Genomic DNA, 24,680 nt, shown 5'->3' with positions numbered 1-24,680 from the left:
AAGATTCAGGCAACGGGCCGCATAGAAACTATACTGCTAGCGAGCATCCCACCGCCCTCGGCGCTCGCTGGGCTGCGACTGATGCAAGCCCGCCGGCCGGTTGCAATGGAGGACCTCTCGCCATGGATGCCACGCTGCAGCAGACAACCCTTAGCCGACCCGTTCTCCATGCGCATCAGCCCTGCCCTGATGCGTCATGAACACTGATTTCGATCTACTGCTTGCCGGCGCTGGTCACAGCCACCTCGGCGTGCTGCGTCTATGGGCCAGCCGTGAACGCCCCATGGGCCGCATCGGTCTGGTATCAGCCGAACCTCACGCCTGGTACTCAGGGATGATGCCGGGTCTGATCGCCGAGCACTACCAGACACGCCAGTGCCGCGTCGGACTACCCAAGCTCTGCGCAGCGGCCGGGGTGGAGTTTATCCAAGGCACCATGGTGGCGTTGCTCCCCGACACACCCGAACTGCTCCTGGCGACCGGTGAGACATTACGCAGCACCTGGCTGTCGCTCAACCTGGGTTCCCTGCCCTGGCTGCCTGAACAGTCTGGCGATGGCATGGAGCTGCTTTCGGTGAAGCCATTCGCCGACTTCATCCGGCGCTGGCAACAATGGCAGGAAATACCCGAACCGGTAGCCATCCTCGGTGGCGGCGCGGCAGGTGTTGAGCTGGCGCTGGCCATGGCTGGACACGTGCCGGAAATCCATCTTTTCTCGGCTGACGATCTCCTTACCGGTCATCGGCCGCGCCTTCGCCGCATCGCGTTAGGGCATCTACAGCGTGCCGGGGTGCAGGTCCATGAGCAGACCCCGATCCAGGCGGTGCATAGTAATACTCTGATCGGCGACGGCCAGATACGCTGGCGGGGCCGACGTCTTGTGGTCGCGACCGGGCCCAACCCACTGGAATGGCTGCGTGAGTCCGGCTTGCGCCTGGATTCTCGCGGATTCATCGAGGTGACTCCGGCCCTCCAGAGCCGCTCGCATCCACACGTTTTCGCTAGCGGCGACTGCGCCAGCCTTCCCGGTGCCGCGCGCAACGGTGTGCATGCCGTGCGTCAGGCGGATGTGCTCGCTACCAACCTCGGCCGAGCAGCCATCGGCCAGCCGCTGCGCCACTATCATCCGCAGACGCACAGCCTCGCTCTGCTGGCCGATGGGCGCGGCGGTGCATTGCTGAGCTGGGCCAGCCTGACGGCCGAAGGCAAATTACTGGGCACCTGGAAGGACCATATCGACCGCAGCTTCATGCGCCGCCATGGTGCCGATGACTGAAGGCGTTCAATCAAGTAATTGCTGTAGCCGCGTTTCCAGGAGCGCAGGGAAGCGCTTGAACCACGTCAGATTGCGTGGCGAGGGATGCGGCAGTGGGTGCAGGCGAAACGTCCGCATGGCGCCTTGCTCGGTCGCCAGTTCGATATCGAAATGGGCGGTGAAACGATCCTCACGCTGCCAGTAGGCTTCAAGTTGCCGGCGCACCTCGCGCGATTGCTCCATGCCGAACCAGAGAAACGCTTCACGGCCGAGGGTGACGATGTCACGCCCGCGCCAGTTTTCAATCAACAAACCTTGCATGAGCGGATGAAAGCGACGCTTGATCACCACCGACCAGGCCCGATTGCCGAGTGGTTTGTAAGGCACTGTGTTGATCCAGAAGAAGGCTTCGCCGAGCGCGCGGCCGGCCTCGAAATCCGGCATGTCTTCGCCGTGCAAATGTCGATAGAGCCCGCGGCGTACCAGCTGACCACCTCCACCGATGAACGGCTCGCCGTAGCGAACCTCCTCACGGCCGGGATCACGACCGAAGAAGGCAAGCGGCGCGTCGGCGCGACCAAGCCCGATGATTGGCTCCAGCGGGTCCTTCTCGAATTGCTCGTAGACTGCTACATCGATGCCATCGGTCTCCGCCGCGAGCGCACGGAATGCCTCGTGTTGTGCTTGATCGAGCGCTATCAGGCGCCGTTTCGGCTCAGAGGTCACTTTCATCAACCAAGGTCACCTCGGCTGCGGAGATCACATATGCGGCATCGGCCAGCTCGTTGCTGACCGGCTCGATTCGCAGCGTGCCGTCTACCCACAACGGCGCGTAAATGTCGTTCAAGGCGATACCGTCTGGATAACGAACCATCACGATCTGATTCGGCGGTGGCGGTGGAACGTGGATACAGGCACCCGGATAGGGCACCAGAAAGAACTCGGTGCTGCGGCCTTTGCTGTCGGTTTCCAGCGGCACGGGGTAGCCGCCGAGACGGACTTCCCTTCCGCTCAGTGAAGGCACGGTCCTGGCCGAATACATCACTTCCGGCAGACCGCTCCCTTGCTTGAGCCCACCCTGATCGCTGAAGCCATCGGCTTCGGGCGTGTTGTGCTCGATCTCCGGCATCTCCTCGAGCGCCTTGCGATCCTCGGCTGGCATTAGCTCGAGCCAGTCGAGCTCCGCCGGCGCGGCGTGAACAAGGGCAATACAGCAAAGAAGCAGCGAAAGGATTATCGGGCGCATGACAACCGAGCGGTGGAAGGAGCGGGGCCGCAGAGCGCGGCCCAGCGGATCAGTGCTTACGGCTGGTCACCATGCCGTAAATTACCAGCAGGATGATCGCACCGATTACCGCACCGATAAAGCCTGCGCCTTCGCCGGCCTGATAGAGCCCAAGGGCCTGGCCGCCATAGGTAGCCAGCAGCGAGCCGCCGATACCCAGCAGGATGGTCATGATCCAGCCCATGCTGTCGTTGCCGGGTTTCAGGAAGCGAGCGATGATGCCTACGATCAGGCCGATGATGATGGTTCCGATGATGCCCATTGGCAGTCTCCTCTAGGTCCGAAAATACGCGTCACGTAATCTCGGACCGGGAGTGCGCCAGGCAGTTCGACGCAAAACCTGCGAGCCAGACGGCCGGGAGATTCAGTCGCGCTGAATCAGCGACTCGACCGCGGTGACCTGCCGATCAAGTGTGGCGCGATCCGGGCAACGCAGCGTGGCATGGCCGACCTTGCGTCCGGCCTTGAATGCCTTGCCGTAGTGATGCAAATGGCAATCCTCGACGGCAATGACCTTCGCCACCGGCGGTACCTCGCCGATGAAGTTGAGCATTGCGCTCTCGCCCAGTTTCGCCGTCGAACCCAGCGGCAGGCCGGTCACGGCGCGCAGGTGGTTTTCGAACTGGCTGCACTCGGCGCCTTCGATGGTCCAGTGACCGGAGTTATGCACGCGCGGCGCAATTTCGTTGGCCTTCAGCCCACCATCGACCTCGAAGAATTCGAAAGCCAACACACCGACATAGTCCAGCTTGGTCAGCACTCGAGACGCATAATCCTCGGCCAGCGGCTGCAGCGGATGATTGCTGCTGGCCACCGACAACCGCAGGATGCCGTCTTCATGGGTGTTGTGCACCAACGGGTAGAAACAGGTCTCGCCATCGCGCCCACGCACGGCGATCAGCGAAACCTCGCCGCTAAACGGCACGAAGCCCTCCAGAATGCACGGCACGCTACCCAGTTCGGCAAACGCACCGGTGACGTCCGCCGGTTTGCGTAACACCTTCTGGCCCTTGCCGTCGTAACCCAAGGTGCGGGTCTTGAGCACGGCCGGCAGACCGATGCTGGCTGCAGCGGCGTCGAGATCGGGCTGGGATTGGATATCGGCGAAGGCCGGCGTGGGAATGCCGAGGTCCTGGAACATGGACTTCTCGAACCAGCGATCGCGGGCGATGCGCAGCGCTTCGGCGCTCGGGTAGACCGGGACGAACTGAGAGAGAAAGGCCACGGTTTCAGCCGGCACGCTCTCGAACTCGAAGGTCACGAGGTCGACCTCGTCCGCCAGCTGGCGCAGGTGGTCCTGATCGCCGTAATCCGCCCGCAGATGCTCGCCCAAAGCCGCGGCGCAGGCATCCGGCGCTGGGTCGAGGAAGGCGAAATTCATGCCCAGCGGCGTTCCCGCCAGGGCGAGCATGCGGCCCAGCTGGCCGCCACCGATCACGCCGATCTTCATTTACGCGTTCCTCGGGTCAGGGTTGTCGAGCACGGTCTGGGTCTGTTCGTCGCGGAATGTTTTCAGCGCGGCATGGTATTCGGGAAATTCGTGACCAAGAATGCTAGCCGACAGCAGCGCCGCGTTGATCGCGCCTGCCTTGCCGATGGCCAGGGTGGCGACCGGTACGCCGGCGGGCATCTGCACGATCGACAGCAACGAATCCACACCCGAGAGCATCGAGGACTGCACCGGCACGCCAAGCACCGGCAGATGCGTCTTGGCCGCGCACATACCAGGCAAATGAGCCGCGCCGCCTGCGCCAGCGATGATCACCCGCAGCCCGCGCGCTTCGGCCTGTTCGGCGTACTGGAACAGCAGGTCAGGGGTGCGGTGCGCGGACACCACGGTGACTTCATGCGGAATGCCGAGCTTCTCCAGCATCTCTGCGGTGTGGCTCAAGGTGGACCAGTCGGACTTGGAGCCCATGATCACGCCTACCAGTGCGGTCATCGTCGTGCCTCTCTTCGGCGCCCGCGGGCGCATCAGGAACAACGGCCGCGCTGGTGACAGCGCGGCCGTGCAGGTACATGGCCGGATCGGTCCGACCGAAGGCCGCGCAGTATACCGCAAGCCCCCGCCCGCCGGCACCTGCGCCCGTGCGTCAGGAGCCGGACGTGCCGAACCCGCATCCGGGCGACCTCAAACCTCGAGTTGCAGGGCAACGCCCTGGCCCGCGCCGCTTTCGAGCTTGCGCCAAAGCAGCCGCACGGGTGCCTTGCGCAGCAATGCACAACGATACAGACGAATCTCCAGCGGCACTCGCCAGTGTTCACCGCCGCAGATCACCAGCTCACCGCGCTCCAGCTCCGCGGTCACGGAGAGTCGTGGCACCCAGGCCAGTCCCAACCGCTGCATCGCCATGCTTTTCAGGCTATCGGCCATCGCCGTTTCGTACACCGTGGATGACCGCAGACCGCGCTGACGCAGTAGCAGGTTGACCGAGCGGCCCAGCGACGCACCAGCGCTGTAGGCCAACAGCGGGACGGTCTGACCACTGTCGGGGTCGAATAGCGGTTCACCGCCGGCATCCGTCGCGCAAACCGGCACGATGTCAGTGCGCCCTAGCGACAAGGATGGAAACAGCTCGGGGTCCATCTGCAGCGCGGCATCCGGATCATAGTAGGCGAGGATCAGGTCGCAAGCGCCTTCACGCAACGAATGCACCGCCTCGCCGACATTGGTCGCCACCAGCCGACTGTTCACCGGCACGCCGTCCTGTCGCAAACGCGCCAGCCATTCGGGAAAGAAGCCCAGTGCCAAGGAATGCGCCGCGGCGATCTGCAGCACTTCGCCGCGCTGGCCCTCAAGGTTGTGCAGGTAATGCACCACCTCACCGAGCTGCTCCACCAGGTTGCGTGCCGTGACCAAGAACAGTTGCCCCGCCTCGGTCAATTCCACGGGCGTTCGGGCACGGTTCACCAAGGTCACGCCAAGGGTGTTTTCCAGGCTGCGGATGCGTCGGCTGAACGCCGGCTGGGTGACGAAACGCCGCTGCGCCGCCTGAGAGAAGCTGCGGGTGGCGGCCAGCGCGACGAGGTCTTCCAGCCATTTGGTTTCGATGTTCATGCCGGCTCCTGCTGGTTCGATTGAACGTGGGGTGGCGCGATATAACGCTTTTAAGCGAAACGACGTCACATCTTCATTATGCCGATCATGCATGGCCTAGCGTTTAACGGCATTGGTCGTGAATCCTCCTGAAGCCTTATTGTATAAGCCTTCGCGGCAAATGCCGCTCTTCTCTCGGATGAGAACTCTCATGTCCTCCGCTGCATCCTTTCGCTTCGAAAAAGATCTGCTTGGCTCCCTTGAGGTACCCGCTGACGCCTACTACGGCATCCAGACACTGCGCGCCGTCCACAACTTCCGCCTGTCGGGCGTACCGCTGGCGCACTACCCCAAACTGGTGGTCGCGCTGGCGATGGTCAAACAGGCGGCAGCGGACGCCAACCGCGAGCTCGGTCATCTCAGCGATGCCAAGCATCTGGCGATCAGCCAGGCCTGCGCGCACCTGATCCGTGGCGAGCATCACGATCAGTTCGTCGTCGACATGATCCAGGGCGGCGCAGGCACCTCGACCAACATGAACGCCAACGAGGTGATCGCCAACCTGGCACTGGAGTACATGGGTCATGCCAAGGGCGAGTATCGCCACCTGCACCCGAACAACGATGTAAACATGGCGCAGTCCACCAACGACGCCTACCCCACCGCCATTCGCCTGGGCCTGCTACTCGGCCACGACACCTTGCTGGCCAGCCTCGACAGTCTGGTGCAGGCCTTCGCTGGCAAATCCGCTGAGTTCGCGCATATTCTCAAGATGGGTCGCACCCAGCTGCAGGACGCAGTACCGATGACGCTCGGCCAGGAATTCCGAGCGTTCGCCACCACCCTTGGCGAAGACCTTGAGCATCTACGCCTGATCGCGCCGCAGCTGCTGGTCGAGGTCAACCTCGGCGGCACCGCCATTGGCACCGGGATCAATGCCGATCCGAACTATCAGGCCCTAGCCGTGCAACGCCTGGCCACCATTAGCGGCCATCCGCTCAAGCCGGCTGCCGACCTGATCGAGGCCACCTCGGACATGGGCGCCTTCGTCACCTTCTCCAGCATGCTCAAGCGTCTGGCGGTCAAGCTATCGAAGATCTGCAACGACCTGCGCCTGCTGTCCAGCGGCCCGCGCACCGGGATCAATGAGATCAACCTGCCGCCGCGCCAGCCGGGCAGCTCGATCATGCCGGGCAAGGTCAACCCGGTGATCCCCGAGGCGGTTAATCAGGTGGCCTTCGAAGTGATCGGCAACGACCTGGCACTGACCATGGCAGCCGAAGCCGGACAGTTACAGCTCAATGTCATGGAGCCGCTGATCGCCTTCAAACTGTTCGACTCGATCCGCCTGCTGCAGCGCGCCATGGACATGCTGCGCGAGCACTGCATCGTCGGCATCACCGCCAACGAGGATCACTGCCGCCGGTTGATGGAGAACTCCATCGGCCTGATCACCGCACTGAACCCCTACATAGGCTACGAGAATGCCACCCGCATCGCCGGGCAGGCCTTGCTCAGCGGCCGCGGCGTGCTGGAGCTGGTGCGCGAGGAGCAGCTGCTGGACGACGCCACCCTCGACGACATCCTGCGCCCGGAAAACATGATCGCGCCGCGACTGGTACCGCTGAAGGCCTGATCCCAGCCACCTCACGCAGTAACAAGGCGCCCGCTGACGGGCGCCCTTCGTAACGGGCCACGATCGAGATGGCCCGCCTCTTTTTATAAGAACAACAAACAGGTTTACGCATGAGTCAGAGCACCACTCTCAGCACTCCCCTGCGCCTGCTCGGCCGCCTGGCCCTGTGGCAGCAAATCCTCATCGGTCTGGTCCTGGGCGTCGTCACCGGCCTTCTGCTCAAGCAGAACGCGCTCGTGCTGGCTCCGATCGGCACGCTGTTTCTCAACGCCATCAAGATGCTCATCGTGCCTCTCGTGTTCGTATCGCTGGTCGCTGGCATCACCTCGATGCAGGACAGTGCCAAGCTCGGACGAATCAGCGTCAAGACCATCCTCATCTATCTGGTGACGACCGCATTTGCCGTCAGCATCGGGCTGCTCTTCGGCGCTGTGTTCATGCCGGGCGAAGGCATGAACATGGTTGCTAGCACCGCCACCGAGGCCAAACAGGCGCCCTCGTTGGTGGACATCCTGGTGGGGCTGGTACCGAGCAATCCGGTCACTGCCTTCGCCGAAGGCAACATTCTGCAGATCATTGTCTTCGCCATTGCGCTGGGCGTGAGCATGAATCTGGTCGGCGAACGTGCCGCGCCGGCAGTGCGACTGTTCGACGGGCTGGCCGAGACGTTCTACAAGCTCACCGATCTGGTGATGCGCGTGGCACCAATCGGTGTGTTCGCCTTGACTGCGGGAGTGGTTGGCAGCCACGGCGCCGAGGTTCTCCTGCCCTTGGCCGGCGTCATCGGGGTCACTTACCTGGCCAGCGTCGCCCATGTGCTATTGGTTTACGGTGGTCTGCTGGGGCTGGTCGGCCGGCTCAGTCCGCTACGCTTCCTGCAAGGTATAACGCCGGCGCTGGCGGTGGCCTTCAGCACCTCGAGCAGTTCCGGCACGTTGCCGGTGTCCATCGAATGTGCGCGCAAGAACCTCGGTGTGTCCGAAGGTGTGGCGGGCTTCGTGCTACCGGTCGGCGCGACCATCAACATGGACGGCACGGCCATTTATCAGGGCGTGTTGGCGCTGTTCATAGCCCAGGCATTCGGCATCGACCTCAATGCCGGCCAATATTTGATGATCATCCTCACTGCGACGCTGGCCTCAATCGGCACCGCGGGTATCCCCGGCGCCGGGCTGATCATGCTGGGGCTGGTGCTCACCGCAGCCGGCCTACCGCTCGAAGGCGTGGCGCTGATTGCCGGGATCGATCGTATCCTCGATATGGCCCGCACCACGGTCAACGTCGCCGGTGACCTGATGACCACGACGCTGGTCGGGCGCAGCGAGAACGAACTGGACTCCGACATATACAACAGCGCCAGCAAGGGCTAGACGCCGCCGAGTCGCTCAGCGCGGCTCAGGGCACTTGGGTGCGCCGCCTCCCGACGAGGCGGCGCTTGGCACGCTGATCAAAGCGTGACCCGGGACAAGCATCAGCTGTGCGCCCTTGCGTAGACTCCGCCGATTTCGCGGAGGTCTCATGCAAAAATTACTCGCCATCACCCTGTTGTTCAGTTCGCTCCTCGGTGCGCCGCTCGTCCATGCCGAGCTGCCGAAGGGCTACGAAGTGGTGTTGCAAACCGAGAACTTTCCGCCGTTCAACATGGCCGATGGCGGCAAGAACTTCGCCCGTGAAGAGCACATCCAGGGCATCAGCGCGACCACCGTTCGCGAGATGTTCAAGCGCGCCGGCATTGCCTACTCCATGACACTGCGCTTCCCCTGGGATCGTATCTATCAGTCGACGCTCGAGCTGCCTGACCATGGCCTGTTTTCCACGTCGATGACGGATGAACGTCGGCCACTGTTCAAGTGGGTCGGCCCCATCGCTCAATACGAAAGCGTGCTGCTCTCGGCGCCCGGCTCGGACCTTAAGCTGGCCAGCCTGGCTCAAGCCAAGGGTTACACCATCGGTGCCTACAAAAGCAGCGCGGTAAGCCAGCGCATCGAGGCGAAGGGGCTGAGGCCCATCAACGCGTTGCGCGATCAGGAGAATCTGCAGAAGTTGCTCAGCGGCCGAATCGACCTCTGGGCCACGTCCAACCCTGTCTGGCGCTACTACGCGAAGCAGGAAGGCGTCAGCAATCTCAACACGGTGCTGGTATTCAACTCCGCCCCGCTATATCTGGCGCTGAACAAGGACACCCCTGATGAGGTGGTCACACGCTTGCAGAAGGCGCTGGATGAGATGAAAGCTGAAGGTTACGGCAGCTGCGTCAAGCACCCCGAGCTCTGCTGATCCGCATTGATAGCGCGATGGCGCGAGGCGCCATCGCAGCCCGAACCGCATTCCTCCCAGAGCTTCGCCTGCTCGCTGTTCAGCCATTGGAACTGCCGGCACCCAATACCGCAGCTACTCGATCTCGAACAACCCATCGCGCATTTGCGCAGATGCCAGCCGCTCCCGAATTTCCGGATCGATCCGCGGATCGTCCAGGCCATAGAGCATGACCTGCCGGTAGGCGCTGATTCGATTGATCTCGCTACCCAAATACTCCCAGACCACGCGGGTGCAGGCCGGGGTACGCCGGTCGCCACTGGAGACGCCGGTCTTCAGTCCGTTGAGGCGGCTGATGCGGCTCTTGAAGCTGGGAATGAGGATGGTCTGGCTCATCTCGTTGCCGGTCAGCGATTCATAATCGATGAGAAACAGGCGGTCCTGCAGGTAGAAGGCGGCGCCCAGATAGCGGCAGCGCACCACACCATCCTCCTGTTTGGGATTGTCGGCGCGCGATTGCTCCTGACGCTCCTGCCGCTCGAAGACGTAGCTGCCGCGGTCCTCGCGCAGATGTACCAGCGACAGCAGTATCTGCCCCGGCACCGACATGCAATTGGCGTATTCGAAGTAGTACCCGCAATACCGGGCCAGGCTGTTGGCGTTGTCGCGCATCGGCTGGAATAACTCCAGGAGCGGATCGCTGGCAGCGATCCGCTCCTGGTCGTGCCGTCGCAAACCGATCAACTGGGCGAACTGGTCGCTGGGCAGACCCAGCTCATAACCCTCGACTCCGAAAAAATCGCAGATGCGCTTGAGGTTGTACGCCGTCGGCCGGCTCTGCCCATTGAGGTATTTGTTGAACTGCGCGCGGTTGATGCCGAGCTTGCGGCAGACTTCGGCAATCGAGCGGTAATGACTGCAGAGCAATTTCAGGTTGGCGCCGAGATGGTCGTACATAGGTATTCCAGCGATGCGAGCGGCGCGATTCTAGCATCAACTCGCGCCAGATTGCCGCGACCCGCGTAATTGCGTGACCGCCGCATCTGGCCAACCATTCCCGCCCTGCGTCATTTCATTCGTCAAAAACAACAAGAGAGACTTTCCGCCATGCTCGATCTTCTCAACGATCTCATTTGGAGCAAGCTGCTCATCGTGATGCTGATAGGCCTTGGCCTGTACTTCACCATTGCCTCGCGCTTCGTCCAGTTTCGCTACTTCGGCAGCATGTTTGCCATCTTCGGCGAAGCCTTCAAACGCCAACCGGGCCAGCTCAGTTCCTTCCAGGCGCTGATGCTCAGCGTCGCCGGCCGCGTTGGCGCCGGCAACATCGCGGGTGTATCGGTTGCAATCATGCTGGGCGGACCGGGGGCGGTCTTCTGGATGTGGGTCGTGGCACTGGTCGGCATGGCTACCAGCTATTTCGAGTGCTCGCTGGCGCAGTTGTACAAGCGTCGTGAGCCAGACGGCGGCTACCGCGGCGGTCCGGCGTTCTATATTCAGCATGGCCTCGGCCAGCGCTGGCTGGGCATCGTGGTGTCGCTGCTGCTGCTGGTAACCTTCGGTTTCGGCTTCAACGCGGTGCAGTCCTACACCGTTGCCAGCTCGCTGAACGACACATTCGGCGTGCCCACCTTCATTAGCGGCATCGCGCTGATGGTGGTGATCGGCCTGATCATCTTTGGCGGTATCAAGCGCATTGCCAAGTTCGCCGATGTGCTGGTGCCGATCATGGCCTTCGCCTATATCGCCATGGCGCTCTTCGTCATTGGCAGCAATGCCGGCGCAGTTCCGGAAGCCTTCGGCACCATCTTCCGCAGTGCGTTCGGCCTCGAGCCTGCATTCGCTGGCGGCATCGGCGCGGCGATCATCATGGGTGTCAAGCGCGGCCTGTTCTCCAACGAAGCGGGCCTGGGCAGCGCACCCAACGTGGCGGCGGTGGCTGAGGTCAAGCATCCGGTTGCGCAGGGCATCGTGCAGTCGCTCAGTGTGTTCATCGACACCATCGTGCTGTGCAGCTGTACCGCGCTGGTCATCATCCTTTCCGGCGTCTTCACGCCGGGCAGCGAGATGGATGGCGTGGTGCTGACCCAGAGCGCGGTTGCCGCTGTCGTCGGCGAGTGGGGCCGGGTATTCATCAGCCTCGCGCTGCTGCTGTTCGTGTTCACCACGCTGATCTACAACTACTACCTGGGCGAGAACGCCCTGGGCTTCTTCACCAGCAAGCGCTGGCCGGTAATGGTCTATCGCCTGATGGTGGTCGCGCTGGTGATGTGGGGTTCGGTACAGAATCTGGGCACGGTATTCGCGTTCGCCGACGTCACCATGGGCCTGCTGGCGATCTGCAACCTGATCGCCCTGGCGCTGCTGTTCAAGGTCGGCCTGCGCCTGATGCGCGACTACGACAAGCAGCGTGACGCCGGCGTTGCATCGCCGGTTTTCGATCCGAAGCACTTTGCCGATCTGGATCTGGACCCAAGCGTCTGGCCAGCCAAGGGCACCGCTGAAACTCCTGCTGACGGCACGGTCGCCGCGTCCCAGGCGCATCAGCTCTAAACGTTCACGAACGTGCATGACAGGGGCCGCACAGGCCCCTGTTTCATATAGGAGATAGCGATGCCGGCTTCCAGAAATATTCTGGTGCTGTATACCGGCGGCACCATTGGCATGCAGCAGAGCGGTGAGGGCCTGACGCCTGCCTCCGGCTTCGCCGGTAGGCTGCGCGAGCAGCAGAATCAGCAACCACCGCTGACCCTTCCTGATTGGCAGTTCCGCGAGCTGCTACCGCCGATTGACAGCGCCAACATGAACCAGACCAACTGGCTGGCCATGGTCGAGGCCATCCGTGCCGGCGTCGAGCAAGACGGCTGCGATGGGGTACTGGTGCTGCACGGCACCGATACCCTGGCCTACAGCGCCGCCGCCCTGAGCTTCTTGCTGCTCGGCCTCGAGGTGCCGGTGATACTGACGGGCTCGATGCTGCCGGCCGGCGCATCGGGCAGCGATGCCTGGGGCAATCTGTTCGGTGCGATGCAGGCGCTACATGCCGGTGTCGAGCCTGGCGTGCACCTGTATTTCGGCGGCAAGCTGATGCCGGGCGTCCGGGCCAGCAAGTTGGGTACCGCCACCCTCGATGCCTTCGGCACCTCGCTGCGTCTGCGCCGGAGCGAACGCGCGCCGAATATCCCGTCTGCGCTCGACTATCGTCAGCCTCGCCGGCCGGTCAACCTGGCGGTATTGCCGCTGTATCCGGGCATTCAGGCGTCGCAGCTGCGCGCCCTGCTGGCCAGCGGCGTGCAGGGCCTGGTACTCGAATGTTACGGCAGCGGCACGGGCCCGGCCGATGATGCTGAGCTGCTGGCGGCATTGAAGGAGGCGCATGAGCGGGGCGTGGTACTGGCGGCGATCAGCCAGTGCCCGCAGGGTCACGTCGAGTTTGGCATCTACGCTGCCGGCAGCAAGCTGGCGACCAGCGGACTGATCTCCGGCGGCGGCATGACCCGCGAGGCCGCGCTGGGGAAGTTGTTCGCCCTGCTCGGCGCCGGCTTGCCGCAGCCGGACGTCGAACACTGGTTCGCCCTCGACCTCTGCGGCGAGCGCACCGATTAGCCTTGCTGGCGACTCAGCGCGGTTTCAGATCCAGCGCCTGCAGGCAGGTGCGGACCTGCCGGCGCAGCTCATCGAGATCCACAGGCTTGGTCAGACGAGCCAGACAGTCCACCTCGTTGCCTGCTTCGATGGCAGCGGTCAGCACAATGACCGCCAGGTCCCGCGTGGCCGGTGTCTGGCGTAGCAGCGCCAGCAGTTCATCGCCCTTCAGTTCGGGCAGATTAAGGTCCAGCAATAGCAGTTCGGGCGGATCGGCAAGCAGGTGCTCCAAAGCCGTCCTGCCGTTATTGATCACGCTGACTTCGGCCATGTCCGCCAAGGCCCTGCGCACCAGCAACTGACTGGCCGGATCGTCCTCGACATAGACAATTCGCGGCCGCTCGTGGACCGGTAGCACGGGTTGCGGCTCGAGAACCGGCAGGGCGATCCAGAACACACTGCCGGTACCGAGCTCGCTCTCCACGCCGATACTGCCGCCCATCAGCTTGGCATACTCCAGGCTCAGCGATAGCCCGATGCCTGCACCCTGAATGTTCGAATTCTCACGCCCCAGGCGCTGGAAAGGCTCGAACAGCTGTGCCTGCAACGCCTTGTCGACCCCCAGCCCGCTGTCTTCGACCAGCAGACGCACCTGGCCCGCAACCGTTTCGACACCAAGCAGGATCTTCCCGGACGGCTTGTTGTACTTAATCGCATTCGATAGCAGATTGAGCAGCACCTGACGCAAACGCCGCGGCTCGGCCAGCACCTCGATGGGGACCGCCGGCAGATCGAACTCCAGTTGCAGCCCATGGCGCTGAACCTCGAGCGCCACCAGCTCAGCGCATTCGCGCATCAGCGCCGTGACCTCGACCCGCTTGAGCTCAAGGCGCGGCCGCTCGGCCTGCAGGCTCGACCAATCGAGAATGTCACCGAGCAGCTGGTTCAAATGGCGGCTCGCCAACAGGATCTCGTCGAGATAGTCGGCTGCCTCAGGGTCGGCTTCAGGCGAGCAGTCCATCCGCATCAGCTGGGCGAAACCGAGTATTGCGTTGAGCGGTGTACGCAGCTCGTGGCTGACGCTGGAAATCAGATGGGTCTTGGCATCGTTGGCCGCCTGCGCCTGCTGCGTGGCATAGCGCAGACTCTCTTCGACCCGCTTGATCGCATCAATATCGACATGGGTGCCGGCCAGCAGCGTGGCCTCGCCCGTCTGCGGATCACGCTCAAGCACCCGGCCGCGGCTGAGCAACCAATGGTATTCGCCGAGTGCGTCGGCGAAGCGAAACTCGCATTCGTAGCGCATCGTTTGACCCGTCTGCATGCGCGCCCGCTCGGCCCGCACGCGCGGCAAATCACGCGGATGAATGCGTTTTAGGAACTGCCCTTCACTGAGCTGCGCCGAGGGCAGCCCGAAGCGTACAGGGAGGCGGCCGCGAAACTGCAACGTGGCGCTGCGCATGTCGTTTTCCCACAGACTTTCGGTCGCGCTCTCCAGTACCAGCTCGAGGCGGTTCTGTGTCTGCGACCGCTGCGCCTCGCTGAGCTCCAGCTGGGCGCCAATCGCCCGGGTGTGTTGCGCCAGATCATCGAGCTCTCGAATATCGGAGGAGACCGGCTGCGGCCGCCACTGGCCCTGCCCGATCTGCCCCATCATCTGCGAGATACTGGCGATGGGCGCAATCAGCGATTGGCTGAGCTGCCGTGCACGCAACCACATGTAGGCGAAGAACAGTAGGTAGAACAGCAACAGGCCGGCGATCAACAGATAACCGATCTGCCGGTAGCGGCTGGCCAGGGTATTGGTCCGGCCGAACACCTCGGCCTCATCCACTACCGTTAGCAGATGCCAGCCGGTCTGCTCCACCGTGGCCCAAGCCACCAGCTGCTGGCGGCCATTGAGGCTCACACGTTGCACACCGTCCGCCTGCGCGGCGATGGCGCGCGCGAGTTTCTGAGTTTCCGGCCGGCGGCCGAGGCGGAAGTCCTCGGGTTTGAAGATCTCCTGGCGGATTGCTTCCTCGTATGAATGCTCGGTCAATTCATCAAGGCCGAACTGGGCCTCGCCCGCCTCGGGCAGCGCCATGATATTCAGGTCGCGGCTGATCAGCATGGCATAGCCGTCCCAAGGCACCCGCAACTGGGCGATCTGCTGCAGGATGCCGCCGACGGTAATGTCGATACCGCTGACGCCTTCCAGAAAGTCGTCGCGATACACCGGCGCGATGGCTGACATCATCCAGCCGTGTCCGGCTGGGTCAAGGTACACATCCGTCCAGACCACCCGGCGCGCCGGGTTGTGCCAGGAGCTGGCCAGGTAATAGAAGTTGTAGCTGGGGATATCCATGTCCGGCGGATACTGCTCCGCGGTGTTGAACCAGGGGTAGATGTGGTTGTAGCTATCCCAACTGTTGAAATAGAGACTGGCGATCAGCGGATTGCCAGCGTGCAGCTCCTTCATCAGCGGATCGAGACGGCGCAAGCGCGCGACCTTTTCCAGATCCTGTAGCTCATGGGCAGTGGCGGCCGAATAGAAACTCGCCGCGCCGCCTTCATCATGAGGGCTGTAGCGAACCCCGCCGGAACCGAGCCGCAGCTGCGGAAGCGGCTCGGCGCTATCGTCTTCCAGCGCGCGGACTGTGAAATTGCGAAACAGCGTCGTGGCACTCGCGACCTGCTGCAGCTGCTGACTGATGATCCTCGCCTCGCGGCCGACCGTCGTCTGCAGCTCAGTGAGCGCCGTCTCGCGCAGATGTTCGATCTGCGCATCGCGAATGGCATTGTTGCTCAGCAGATAGACGGCGATCAGCACCACTTCGACCAGCACCAGCGGAATCAGCGCGCTCTGCACGAACGCGCGCCAGATCCATTGGCGTATCCCGGTAGGGGTTTTCAATGACACAACGCTGCTCCAACGATCCGGTTCAGGCGATGGGTCGCCGCGCCACCGCAACCGGTCTCCGTCCATGTAGACAGTGTTAGCAAGACCACCCGTCTCAGCGATTCGCCAGTTCGATCAAGTCTGCACGCCAGCCCACGCCGCGCGGCAACGCCAGGAAGAACGGGTTCAGATAGCTCTCGCGCGCTTCGTAGGTCAACGTAGCGCCGCCGATAACCAGCACCTCGCCGCCGGCACCCTCGAGCACACCCTGGGCAGCCGCGGTATCCCACTGCGAGGTCGGCGCAAGGCGTGGATAGCAATCAGCAGCGCCTTCGGCCAGCAGGCATAGCTTCAAGGAACTGCCGATATTGGCCAACACCAGCTCGCCGAAACGCTGACGCAAGCCTTCAAGCAAGCGTTCCTGGGCCTCACTGGAGTGACGGCGGCTGGCAACCACGGTCAATCCCTCGGCCGGTTGCTGACGCACCTGTAATGGCTGCGTCGTTCCGTCGGCTTCGGCACGCCAGGCGCCGAGCTCGGCCCCGCCGTAGTAACAGCGGCCGTTGGCCGGGATGCCGACCACCCCGAACAACACGCGGCCTCGCTCGATCAGCGCCACGTTGACGGTGAATTCCTCGCTGCCGGCAATGAACTCCTTGGTTCCGTCCAGCGGATCGACCAGCCACCAGCGCGTCCAGCCGGCACGCTCGGCCAGACTCAGGTTGCAGTCCTCCTCGGACAGCACCGGAATGCTGGCGTCCAGCGCACGCAGGCCGTCAGCCAGTAGATGATGGGCGGCCATGTCGGCAGCGGTAACCGGTGAGGCATCCGCCTTTTCCTGTACCTCCACACCGCTGCGCCAGTGCGGCAGGATCGCCTGCCCTGCGTCGCGAACGAGATCGATGACCCGGGTCAGATATGGATGGCTCATTGGCCGAACTCTCCCCGCTCGGTCAGCAGATCCCGCGCCAGGTACAGCGCCGCCAAGGCACGACCTTCGCTGAACTGAGGGTTCTGGATCAGGCTGGACAGCTCTCGCAAATCGACCCGATCGACGCGCATCGGCTCGGGTTCATCGCCCGGCAACTGTTCGGGATAGAGGTCGCGGGCCAACACGACCTGAATCTTCTGACTCATATAACCGGGCGAGAGGGACAATTCGGTGAGCAGCTCCAGCTTGCGCGCGCCGAAACCGGCTTCTTCCTTCAGTTCTCGGTTGGCCGCATCGAGCACATCCTCACCCGGCTCGATCAGCCCCTTGGGCAACGACAGCTCGTAGGTGTCGGTGCCACCGCAATATTCCTCGATCAGCAGCGCCCTGCCGTCGGCCTCCAGCGCAACGATCATTACCGCACCATAGCCGGTGCCCTTGCCGACCAGCCGTTCGTAGGTACGCTCGACGCCATTGGAAAACCGCAGCTGCAGCTCCTCGACACGGAACAGACGGCTGGTGGCAACGATCTCACGGGCAAGCACGGTAGGTTTCTGGCGCATGGGGAATATCCTTGAAACGCGAGCCGCAATCATAACCCGCCTTTTTGTATGAGCCGTGAACGCTTTGCATCGAACCGACCGCTGTCGCACCATTGGGTCAATTGCCGAAGAAGAGCCCATCATGATCGCTTCACTGCCCTGGCCCGAAATTGACACCGTCCTGTTGGACATGGACGGCACCTTGCTGGACCTACACTTCGATAACCACTTCTGGCTCGAACTCCTACCCCAGCGCTATGCCGAGCTGCACGGCATCAGCCGAGCCATGGCCGAACTGGAACTGGCGCCGCTGTTCAACGAGCACGAGGGCAAACTCACCTGGTATTGCCTGGACTTCTGGACCCGCGAGCTGAACCTGCCGATCCGCGAGATGAAGCGCGAGATCGCCGATCTGATCGCCCTGCGGCCGGCAGCCGATGAATTTCTTGCGGCCCTGCGCGATACCGGTAAGCGCGTGGTGCTGATCACCAATGCCCATCGCGATTCGTTGTCCCTGAAGCTGGAACGCATCGAACTGGCGCCCTGGTTCGATCGTCTGATCAGCTCCCACGATTATGGCTTTCCCAAGGAGCAAGCGCAGTTCTGGTATGCCCTGAAGGCGGATCTGGATTTCGATCCGGCCACCTCACTGTTCATCGACGATAGCCTGCCGGTCTTGCGCAGCGCGCGTGATTTCGGCGTCGCGCATCTTTTGGCGATCAGCGAGCCGGACAGCCGTCGCGGGCGAAAGAACACCGAAGAATTCCCCGCCGTGGGCGATTATCTTGAGCTGGTTCGTAGCCTGCAGGGCTTTGCAGCCTGAACATGGACGCGGCGCCGACTTAATTGCGCTCGACCGAGGTCGCCTATAAGCCATTAGCCGCTCGGAAGGGTGACTAGAATGGCGATGCATCCGAATGACATAACAAACAACGAGGCCCAGCCTCTGGCTGCGCCTCACCAGGCAAACGATGCCGTATAAGCGCGACGATTGGCGCCGATGGCCCGTCGCGCATCGATGGACGACCTATGGCAGTAGACTCAAGGCCCTGGCCAGCCGGTACCAATGAAATGAGCGGGCGCATCCGCGTCCACGCGTGGAACGCAACGCCCCTGGGTCCGATCGAAAGCTGGCCCGCCTCGTTGCGGAGCCTGCTCGACACCCTGCTCGACGCGCCGCTGCCCATGTGCGTGCTCTGGGGCGAGACCGGCGTGCAGCTATACAACGACGCCCATGGCGCGCTGATTGGCGATCGCCATCCTGCAGCGCTGGGCGCCCCGGTGGCCATTACCTGGGAAGCTGTCTGGCCTGAGCTGATCGCGGGCCAGACCGGCGACCGCAGCCAGCCCTGCCTGCTGCGCCACCATCGACTGCCGGAGGACAGTGCAACCGACCGCCCGGCCACCTGGGTCGATCTGGCCCTAAGCCCGATCCGCGACGGCCAGACGGTTGGCGGGCAACTGCTGTGCCTGCGCCATAGCGAGGAAGAAGCGCTGCGCCGAAGCGAAGCGGAGATCCGAATGATCACCGACGCGTTGCCGGTGCTCATCGGCTATGTCGACCGGGACGAACGCTATCGTTTCAACAATCGCCACTATGAAAAGTGGTTTGGTCAGACGCCGGAATTTCTCTATGGCAAGCATTTGACAGAGGTAATTGGCGAGCAGGCTTATAACGTTCGCCGGCCGCAAATCAAGGATGCCCTTGCCGGCAAAGAGGTTCTCTTCGAAGCGTCCATGCCGCACCGGGACGGCCAGCTGCGCCAGGCCTCGATGCATTATCTGCCACGCCGCGACGGAGAAGGCCAGGTGCTGGGTTTCTTTGTCCTGGCGCAAGATGTCACCGAGCGCTGGCGCGCCGAGCAGTCGCTGCGAGAGCTCAACGAGACGCTGGAAATGCGGGTGCAGGAACGCACCGAGGCGTTGGCGGAAGTCTACGAGCGGCTGGTCACCGAGATGGCAAGCCGCGAGCAGGCACAGGAAGCGCTGCGCCAGGCGCAGAAGATGGAAGCCGTCGGCCAGCTCACTGGCGGCATCGCCCATGATTTCAACAACATGCTGACCGGCATCATCGGCGGGCTGGATCTGATCCAGCGCTACAACCGCTCCGGCCGCCATGGCGAAACTCAGCGCTTCATCGATGCCGCGGTGAGCTCGGCCAACCGCGCCGCCGCCCTGACCCACCGGCTGCTGGCCTTCGCCCGGCGTCAGCCGTTGAATCTCAAGCGGGTCGACCTGAACACCCTGGTCGAATCGATGCGTGATCTGATGGTGCGCACCCTCGGCAGCCATATCCTGGTCGACGCCCTGCTGGAGCCGGACCTGTGGCCGGCCAGCAGCGACGAGAATCAGCTGGAAAGCGCCCTTCTCAATTTGGTGATCAACGCCCGCGATGCCATGCCCGACGGCGGCAGCCTGTATATCGCGACCGCCAATGTGCAATTGCAGCGTCAAGCCGAGATCGGCGAACTGGCACCGGGACGCTACGTCAGTCTCAGCGTGATCGACAGCGGTTGCGGCATGACGCCCAAGGTTCTAGCGGCCGCCTTCGAGCCCTTCTTCACGACCAAACCCATCGGCCAGGGCACCGGGCTCGGACTGTCAATGATCTACGGCTTTGCGCGCCAGACCGGCGGCCATGTGCAAATTCGCAGCGAACCCGGCAACGGCACCGAGGTGACCCTCTATCTGCCAGCGCATCATGACGCGCCGTTGCCGCCAGCAGCCGCTGTCTCTGATGAGCGGGTCCCGCAGGCGCTGCAGGGCGAAACCGTGCTAGTGGTGGAAGATGACCCCGCCGTGCGCCTACTGGTCATGGACGTTCTGGGCATGCTCGGCTATCACGCGCTGGAGGCTGCCGAGGGCAACGCCGCAGTGAAGATTCTGGAAAGCAACGAGCGCATCGACCTGTTGATCTCCGACGTGGGTCTGCCGGGCATGAACGGCCGCCAACTGGCCGACATCGCCCGCCAGCAACGCCCCGGATTAAAGGTGTTGTTCATGACCGGTTACGCCGAGCAGGCCGCCAGCAGCGGCTTTCTCGATACCGGCATGGACATGGTCAGCAAGCCGTTCTCCATCGACCATCTGGCCAACCGAGTACGCGACATGCTGACAAGCGACTGGTAGCGCAGCGCCGGGCGTTTCGACGTCGCCCACCTGCTCGCCGTGCGCCAACGGGCAGCCGGGCCGGTTCCAAGGAAACCGAGGCGTACGCGGCGGGAGGGCTATCGGGCTTTATCGCAGGGGCTGTAGACCCGCGGGGCGCTGTGGTGCGGCAGGTGGATCAGGTTGAGCCGGTGCTGGCGCGCCCAGCGCACGCAGAGATCGGTCGGTGCCGAGAGGCTGACCAGGCTGGCGAAACCGGCGCGCACGGCCTTGTGGATCAGCTCCAGGCTGCACCGGCTGGTGACCACGGCGAACCCTCGACGGCCGTCACGGCCTTCACGCCGCAGCGCGCCGATCAGCTTGTCCAACGCGTTGTGCCGGCCAATGTCCTCACGGCACAGCACGATTTCACCCTGCTCGTCGATGAACAGTGCGGCATGCAACGCGCCGCTCTGACGCGCCAGGCGCTGCGCATCGTTGATGCGGTCGCGCAGCCCGTGCAGATGCGCGGCTGGCGGTAACGGGCCGGGCGCCAGTGCGGTCAAGTGCGGCAGCGCCTGTTCGATCGCTTCCACGCCGCAAAGCCCACAGCCGCTGGTACCGGCCAAACTACGGCGCTGCTGCTTGAGTGCCCAGAACGCGCGATTAGCGATCTGCACCTCGGCGCTGAACGCCTCGCCGCGACGGCTGAGCTGGATGTCATAGATCTCGTCGACGCCACCAACCAGCGCGCCGCTCAGGCTGAAGCCGACCACGAAGTCCTCAAGGGCACTAGGCGAGATCATCATCACCGCATGGCTGATGCCGTTATAGGCGATGGCCAGGGCGCACTCTTCGGCGAGTACCGCGCAGCCCGTATTTTCCGTGCCATCCAGCTCGGCATAGGTATAAGCGTCCGGCGCCGAGCTGGCGACGGACGCGGCGGCACTAAAAGGCGCAGGACGAGGCATATTGATGATTTCCTTGCAGTCGTGCTGTAAGGATATTCGACTCAGGCGTGTACCTGCGGTTCGATCTGTTCACGCAGCCCGCGCAAAGCATGCAGGACGAATGGATTCAACCCTTCGCCTGCCTTGGCATCCAGATGAGCGAAGAGCGCCGTACGCATCTGCGGGTCCCACTGACGTTTTAGATGCTGGGCAAAGTCCGCGCCCGCCTGGACGGGGTCGGGCTGGGAGGCGAAGAAGGCGCCGATCTGGTTGGCCATCTTGATCAGTTGCGTGGCATTCATGCCCATCTGCACACCTCGATGCGCTGAAAATGAAGCGGAAGTGGGTCGGCGAGCTTGAATGGCCCGCCGACGGGTTTCACAGCTGAGTAACCTGGATCCGCGGCAGGAACTCCACTTGCTCCCGAGTAAAAGCTTCGAACTCCTGCTGCCACTGCGAGGCCACCTCGACCTTGTGGACCTGCACCGCGGTGACTTTGTACTCCGGACAGTTGGTGGCCCAGTCCGAGTTGTCGGTGGTGATCACGTTGGCGCCGGACTCAGGATGGTGGAAGGTGGTGTACACCACGCCCGGCTGCATGCGCTCGGTGACCTTGGCTCGCAGTACCGTCTCGCCGGCGCGGCTGTTGATGCCGACCCAGTCGCCATCTTTGATACCCCGGTCCTCGGCATCCACAGGGTGCAGCTCGAGTATGTCTTCGGAGTGCCAAGCGCCGTTCGCGGTGCGCCGGGTCTGGGCTCCCACGTTGTACTGCGAGAGTATGCGCCCGGTAGTCAGCACCAGAGGGCGCTTGCGTGAGGTGCGCTCTTCCGTGGCAATGTACTCCGTAATCATGAAGCGGCCCTTGCCGCGCACGAACTGCTTCTCATGCATGATCGGCGTGCCTTCTGGCGCCTCGTCGTTGCATGGCCACTGAATGCTGCCCATGCGCTCGAGCTTGGCGTAGCTGACCCCAGTGAAAGTCGGAGTAAGCCGGGCAATCTCGTCCATAATTTGCGACGGATGGCTGTAGTTCATCGGATAGCCGAGCGCATTGGACAGTGCCACCGTCACTTCCCAGTCCTCCTTGCCAGCCAGCGCCGGCATCACCTTGCGCACTGGCGAGATCCGACGCTCGGCGTTGGTAAAGGTGCCGTTCTTCTCAAGGAAGGAGGCGCCAGGCAGGAATACGTGGGCGTACTTGGCGGTTTCGTTGAGGAACAGGTCCTGTATTACCACGCATTCCATGGCCTTGAGCGCATCGGTGACGTGCTGGGTATCGGGGTCAGACTGCGCCGGATCCTCGCCCTGGATGTAGATGCCCTTGAAAGTGCCGGCATGCGCTGCGGCGAGCATGTTGGGAATACGCAGACCCGGCTCGTCGAGCAGCTTGACGCCCCAGGCTTCCTCGAACTGCGGCCGCGCCACCGGATCGGAGACGTGACGGTAGCCCGGCAGCTCGTGGGGAAAGGAGCCCATGTCGCACGAGCCCTGCACGTTGTTCTGCCCGCGCAACGGGTTCACTCCGACGCCCGGACGACCGATATTGCCGGTCGCCATGGCCAGGTTGGCGATCGCCATCACGGTGGAGGAGCCCTGACTGTGCTCGGTCACGCCCAAACCGTAGTAAATCGCGGCGTTGCCGCCGGTGGCATACAAGCGGGCGGCAGCGCGCACCTCGGCGGCCGGCACGCCGGTCAGCTCCTGCATGGCCTCGGGGCTGTTGCGCTGTTCGCCGACGAACGCGCGCCATTGCTCGAATGCCTCGGTTTCGCAACGTTCGGCGACGAAGGTCTCGTCGACCAGCCCGTCCGTGACGATCACGTGGGCCAGGCTGTTGAGCAGGGCGACGTTGCTGCCCGGGCGCAGTTGCAGATGGTGCTCGGCCTTGATGTGCGGGCTGCGAACCAGGTCGATACCGCGCGGGTCGGCGACGATCAGCCGGGCGCCTTCGCGCAGGCGGCGCTTGAGATGCGAGCCGAACACCGGGTGGCCGTCGGTGGGGTTGGCGCCGATCACCAGCACCACGTCGGCGGCCAGCACCGAATCGAAGTCCTGGGTGCCTGCCGACTCGCCAAGGGTGACCTTGAGACCATAGCCAGTAGGTGAGTGGCAGACCCGCGCGCAGGTGTCGACGTTATTGTTGCCGAAGGCGGCGCGCACCAGCTTCTGCACCAGATAGGTTTCCTCGTTGGTGCAGCGCGAGGAGGTCAGCCCGCCGACCGCATTGCGGCCGTACTGAGCCTGGATCTCCTTGAAGCGCTTGGCGGCATAGCCGATCGCCTCATCCCAACTCACCGGACGCCAGGCTTCGTGGATGCTGTCGCGGATCATCGGGGTCTTGATGCGGTCCGGGTGAGTGGCGTACCCCCAGGCGAAACGGCCCTTGACACAGGCATGGCCGTGGTTGGCATGGCCATTCTTGTTCGGCACCATGCGCACCACTTCATTGCCTTTGACCTCAGCCTTGAACGAGCAACCGACGCCGCAATAGGCGCAGGTGGTGGTCACGCTGCGCTCGGCCTGGCCCATCTCGATCAGCGACTTCTCGGTCAGAGTGGCGGTCGGGCAGGCATTCACGCAGGCGCCACAGGACACGCACTCCGAATCGATGAAGCTCTCGTCCTGGCTGGCTGCTACGCGCGAGTCGAAGCCGCGACCGTCGATGGTCAGGGCGAAAGTGCCCTGCACCTCTTCGCAAGCGCGCACGCAGCGGTTGCAGACGATGCACTTGGATGGGTCGTAGGTGAAATAGGGGTTGGATTCATCCTTGGCCTCGGCCAGGTGAGTCTTCACCGGGTCGTAGCGCACCTCGCGCAAGCCGACCACGCCAGCCATGTCCTGCAGCTCGCAATTGCCATTGGCCGAGCAGGTCAGGCAGTCCAGCGGATGGTCGGAGATGTATAACTCCATGGTGCCACGACGCAGTTCGGCGAGCTTCGGGCTCTGCGTGCGCACCTTCATGCCCGCCTCCACAGGAGTGGTGCAGGACGCCGGATAACCGCGGCGGCCCTCGATTTCCACAGTACACAGGCGGCACGAGCCGAATGGCTCCAGGCTGTCGCTGGCGCACAGCTTGGGCACGGAGATGCCGGCCTCTTGCGCGGCGCGCATCACCGAGGTGCCAGCCGGCACAGTGATGGCGGTGCCGTCGATTTCCACCGTTACCGGCGCGCCGGTGCGGGCGGGAGTGCCATAGTCGAGTTCACGATACAGGGCCATGCGAACGCCTCCG

21 protein-coding genes are annotated in these 24,680 nt (G+C 63.2%); 8 read left to right on the top strand and 13 right to left on the bottom strand.

The window, feature by feature from the left end; genetic code table 11:
- Positions 1 to 196: 196 nt before the first annotated feature.
- On the top strand, positions 197 to 1,276 hold the full coding sequence (locus H3028_RS13560; RefSeq protein WP_181297535.1) for an FAD-dependent oxidoreductase: 1,080 nt from the start codon (positions 197 to 199) through the stop codon (positions 1,274 to 1,276).
- Between the two features lie 6 nt (positions 1,277 to 1,282).
- Here H3028_RS13560 and H3028_RS13555 read toward each other — a convergent pair whose 3' ends face one another.
- The 6 genes from H3028_RS13555 to H3028_RS13530 all read right to left on the bottom strand — a co-directional run bounded on the left by H3028_RS13555 (position 1,283) and on the right by H3028_RS13530 (position 5,598).
- Positions 1,283 to 1,987, bottom strand: a complete 705-nt coding sequence (locus H3028_RS13555) for a uracil-DNA glycosylase family protein (protein ID WP_181297534.1) — start codon at positions 1,985 to 1,987, stop codon at positions 1,283 to 1,285.
- Positions 1,971 to 2,501, bottom strand: a complete 531-nt coding sequence (locus H3028_RS13550) for a DUF3299 domain-containing protein (RefSeq protein WP_181297533.1) — start codon at positions 2,499 to 2,501, stop codon at positions 1,971 to 1,973. The genes H3028_RS13555 and H3028_RS13550 overlap by 17 nt, the downstream gene beginning before the upstream one ends.
- A 49-nt stretch (positions 2,502 to 2,550) precedes the next feature.
- Positions 2,551 to 2,802, bottom strand: a complete 252-nt coding sequence (locus H3028_RS13545) for a GlsB/YeaQ/YmgE family stress response membrane protein (protein ID WP_181297532.1) — start codon at positions 2,800 to 2,802, stop codon at positions 2,551 to 2,553.
- A 102-nt stretch (positions 2,803 to 2,904) separates the two neighbouring features.
- Entirely contained in the window at positions 2,905 to 3,990 is a 1,086-nt protein-coding gene (locus H3028_RS13540; protein WP_181297531.1) for a 5-(carboxyamino)imidazole ribonucleotide synthase, read from the bottom strand.
- Entirely contained in the window at positions 3,991 to 4,482 is a 492-nt protein-coding gene (purE, locus tag H3028_RS13535) for a 5-(carboxyamino)imidazole ribonucleotide mutase (protein WP_181297530.1), read from the bottom strand.
- 189 nt (positions 4,483 to 4,671) lie between these two features.
- Positions 4,672 to 5,598: a LysR substrate-binding domain-containing protein gene (locus H3028_RS13530; RefSeq protein WP_181297529.1), complete on the bottom strand. Its 927-nt coding sequence runs from the start codon at positions 5,596 to 5,598 to the stop codon at positions 4,672 to 4,674.
- Positions 5,599 to 5,788: 190 nt separating this feature from the next.
- Here H3028_RS13530 and H3028_RS13525 point away from each other — a divergent pair, with 190 nt between their 5' ends.
- The 3 genes from H3028_RS13525 (at position 5,789) to H3028_RS13515 (ending at position 9,490) form a co-directional block, all read left to right on the top strand.
- On the top strand, positions 5,789 to 7,213 hold the full coding sequence (locus H3028_RS13525; protein ID WP_181297528.1) for an aspartate ammonia-lyase: 1,425 nt from the start codon (positions 5,789 to 5,791) through the stop codon (positions 7,211 to 7,213).
- A gap of 110 nt (positions 7,214 to 7,323) precedes the next feature.
- Positions 7,324 to 8,583: a dicarboxylate/amino acid:cation symporter gene (locus tag H3028_RS13520; protein ID WP_181297527.1), complete on the top strand. Its 1,260-nt coding sequence runs from the start codon at positions 7,324 to 7,326 to the stop codon at positions 8,581 to 8,583.
- Between the two features lie 148 nt (positions 8,584 to 8,731).
- A complete protein-coding gene (locus H3028_RS13515; protein WP_181297526.1) occupies positions 8,732 to 9,490 on the top strand; it encodes an ABC transporter substrate-binding protein in 759 nt (252 codons plus the stop codon).
- A 114-nt stretch (positions 9,491 to 9,604) separates the two neighbouring features.
- On the opposite strand, the gene H3028_RS13510 is transcribed toward H3028_RS13515, so the two are convergent.
- Positions 9,605 to 10,426, bottom strand: a complete 822-nt coding sequence (locus H3028_RS13510; RefSeq protein WP_181297525.1) for a helix-turn-helix transcriptional regulator — start codon at positions 10,424 to 10,426, stop codon at positions 9,605 to 9,607.
- A gap of 150 nt (positions 10,427 to 10,576) precedes the next feature.
- Between H3028_RS13510 and H3028_RS13505 the strand changes: the two genes are divergently transcribed.
- Together H3028_RS13505 and H3028_RS13500 are read left to right on the top strand one after the other, a co-directional pair.
- Entirely contained in the window at positions 10,577 to 12,022 is a 1,446-nt protein-coding gene (locus tag H3028_RS13505; protein ID WP_181297524.1) for a sodium:alanine symporter family protein, read from the top strand.
- 60 nt (positions 12,023 to 12,082) lie between these two features.
- The gene (locus H3028_RS13500) at positions 12,083 to 13,075 is read left to right on the top strand and encodes an asparaginase (protein WP_181297523.1); all 993 of its coding nucleotides are present in this window, start codon (positions 12,083 to 12,085) and stop codon (positions 13,073 to 13,075) included.
- A gap of 13 nt (positions 13,076 to 13,088) precedes the next feature.
- Here the strand turns inward: H3028_RS13500 and H3028_RS13495 are convergent, their stop codons facing one another.
- The 3 genes from H3028_RS13495 to nudE form a co-directional block, all read right to left on the bottom strand.
- Positions 13,089 to 15,956, bottom strand: coding sequence for an ATP-binding protein (locus tag H3028_RS13495; RefSeq protein ID WP_375154415.1), 2,868 nt, complete (start codon positions 15,954 to 15,956; stop codon positions 13,089 to 13,091).
- Positions 15,957 to 16,050: 94 nt separating this feature from the next.
- On the bottom strand, positions 16,051 to 16,866 hold the full coding sequence (gene cysQ, locus H3028_RS13490) for a 3'(2'),5'-bisphosphate nucleotidase CysQ (RefSeq protein ID WP_181297521.1): 816 nt from the start codon (positions 16,864 to 16,866) through the stop codon (positions 16,051 to 16,053).
- A complete protein-coding gene (nudE, locus tag H3028_RS13485; protein WP_181297520.1) occupies positions 16,863 to 17,429 on the bottom strand; it encodes an ADP compounds hydrolase NudE in 567 nt (188 codons plus the stop codon). The genes cysQ and nudE overlap by 4 nt, the downstream gene beginning before the upstream one ends.
- Positions 17,430 to 17,550: 121 nt before the next feature.
- Between nudE and yrfG the strand changes: the two genes are divergently transcribed.
- A complete protein-coding gene (yrfG, locus tag H3028_RS13480; protein WP_181297519.1) occupies positions 17,551 to 18,231 on the top strand; it encodes a GMP/IMP nucleotidase in 681 nt (226 codons plus the stop codon).
- A 248-nt stretch (positions 18,232 to 18,479) separates the two neighbouring features.
- A complete protein-coding gene (locus tag H3028_RS13475) occupies positions 18,480 to 20,537 on the top strand; it encodes a PAS domain-containing sensor histidine kinase (protein WP_258237797.1) in 2,058 nt (685 codons plus the stop codon).
- Positions 20,538 to 20,635: 98 nt separating this feature from the next.
- Here the strand turns inward: H3028_RS13475 and fdhD are convergent, their stop codons facing one another.
- The 3 genes from fdhD to fdhF all read right to left on the bottom strand — a co-directional run bounded on the left by fdhD (position 20,636) and on the right by fdhF (position 24,667).
- Positions 20,636 to 21,466, bottom strand: a complete 831-nt coding sequence (fdhD, locus tag H3028_RS13470) for a formate dehydrogenase accessory sulfurtransferase FdhD (protein WP_181297517.1) — start codon at positions 21,464 to 21,466, stop codon at positions 20,636 to 20,638.
- A gap of 41 nt (positions 21,467 to 21,507) precedes the next feature.
- Positions 21,508 to 21,747, bottom strand: a complete 240-nt coding sequence (locus H3028_RS13465) for a formate dehydrogenase subunit delta (protein ID WP_258237796.1) — start codon at positions 21,745 to 21,747, stop codon at positions 21,508 to 21,510.
- A gap of 76 nt (positions 21,748 to 21,823) precedes the next feature.
- Entirely contained in the window at positions 21,824 to 24,667 is a 2,844-nt protein-coding gene (gene fdhF, locus H3028_RS13460; protein WP_181297515.1) for a formate dehydrogenase subunit alpha, read from the bottom strand.
- Positions 24,668 to 24,680: the final 13 nt, after the last annotated feature.

It is taken from the genome of Pseudomonas sp. Q2-TVG4-2 (genome assembly GCF_013620795.1).
GTDB lineage: Bacteria > Pseudomonadota > Gammaproteobacteria > Pseudomonadales > Pseudomonadaceae > Stutzerimonas.
The sequence above is the reverse complement of the archived record's forward strand: the minus strand, read 5'-3'. Positions and strand labels throughout refer to the sequence as shown.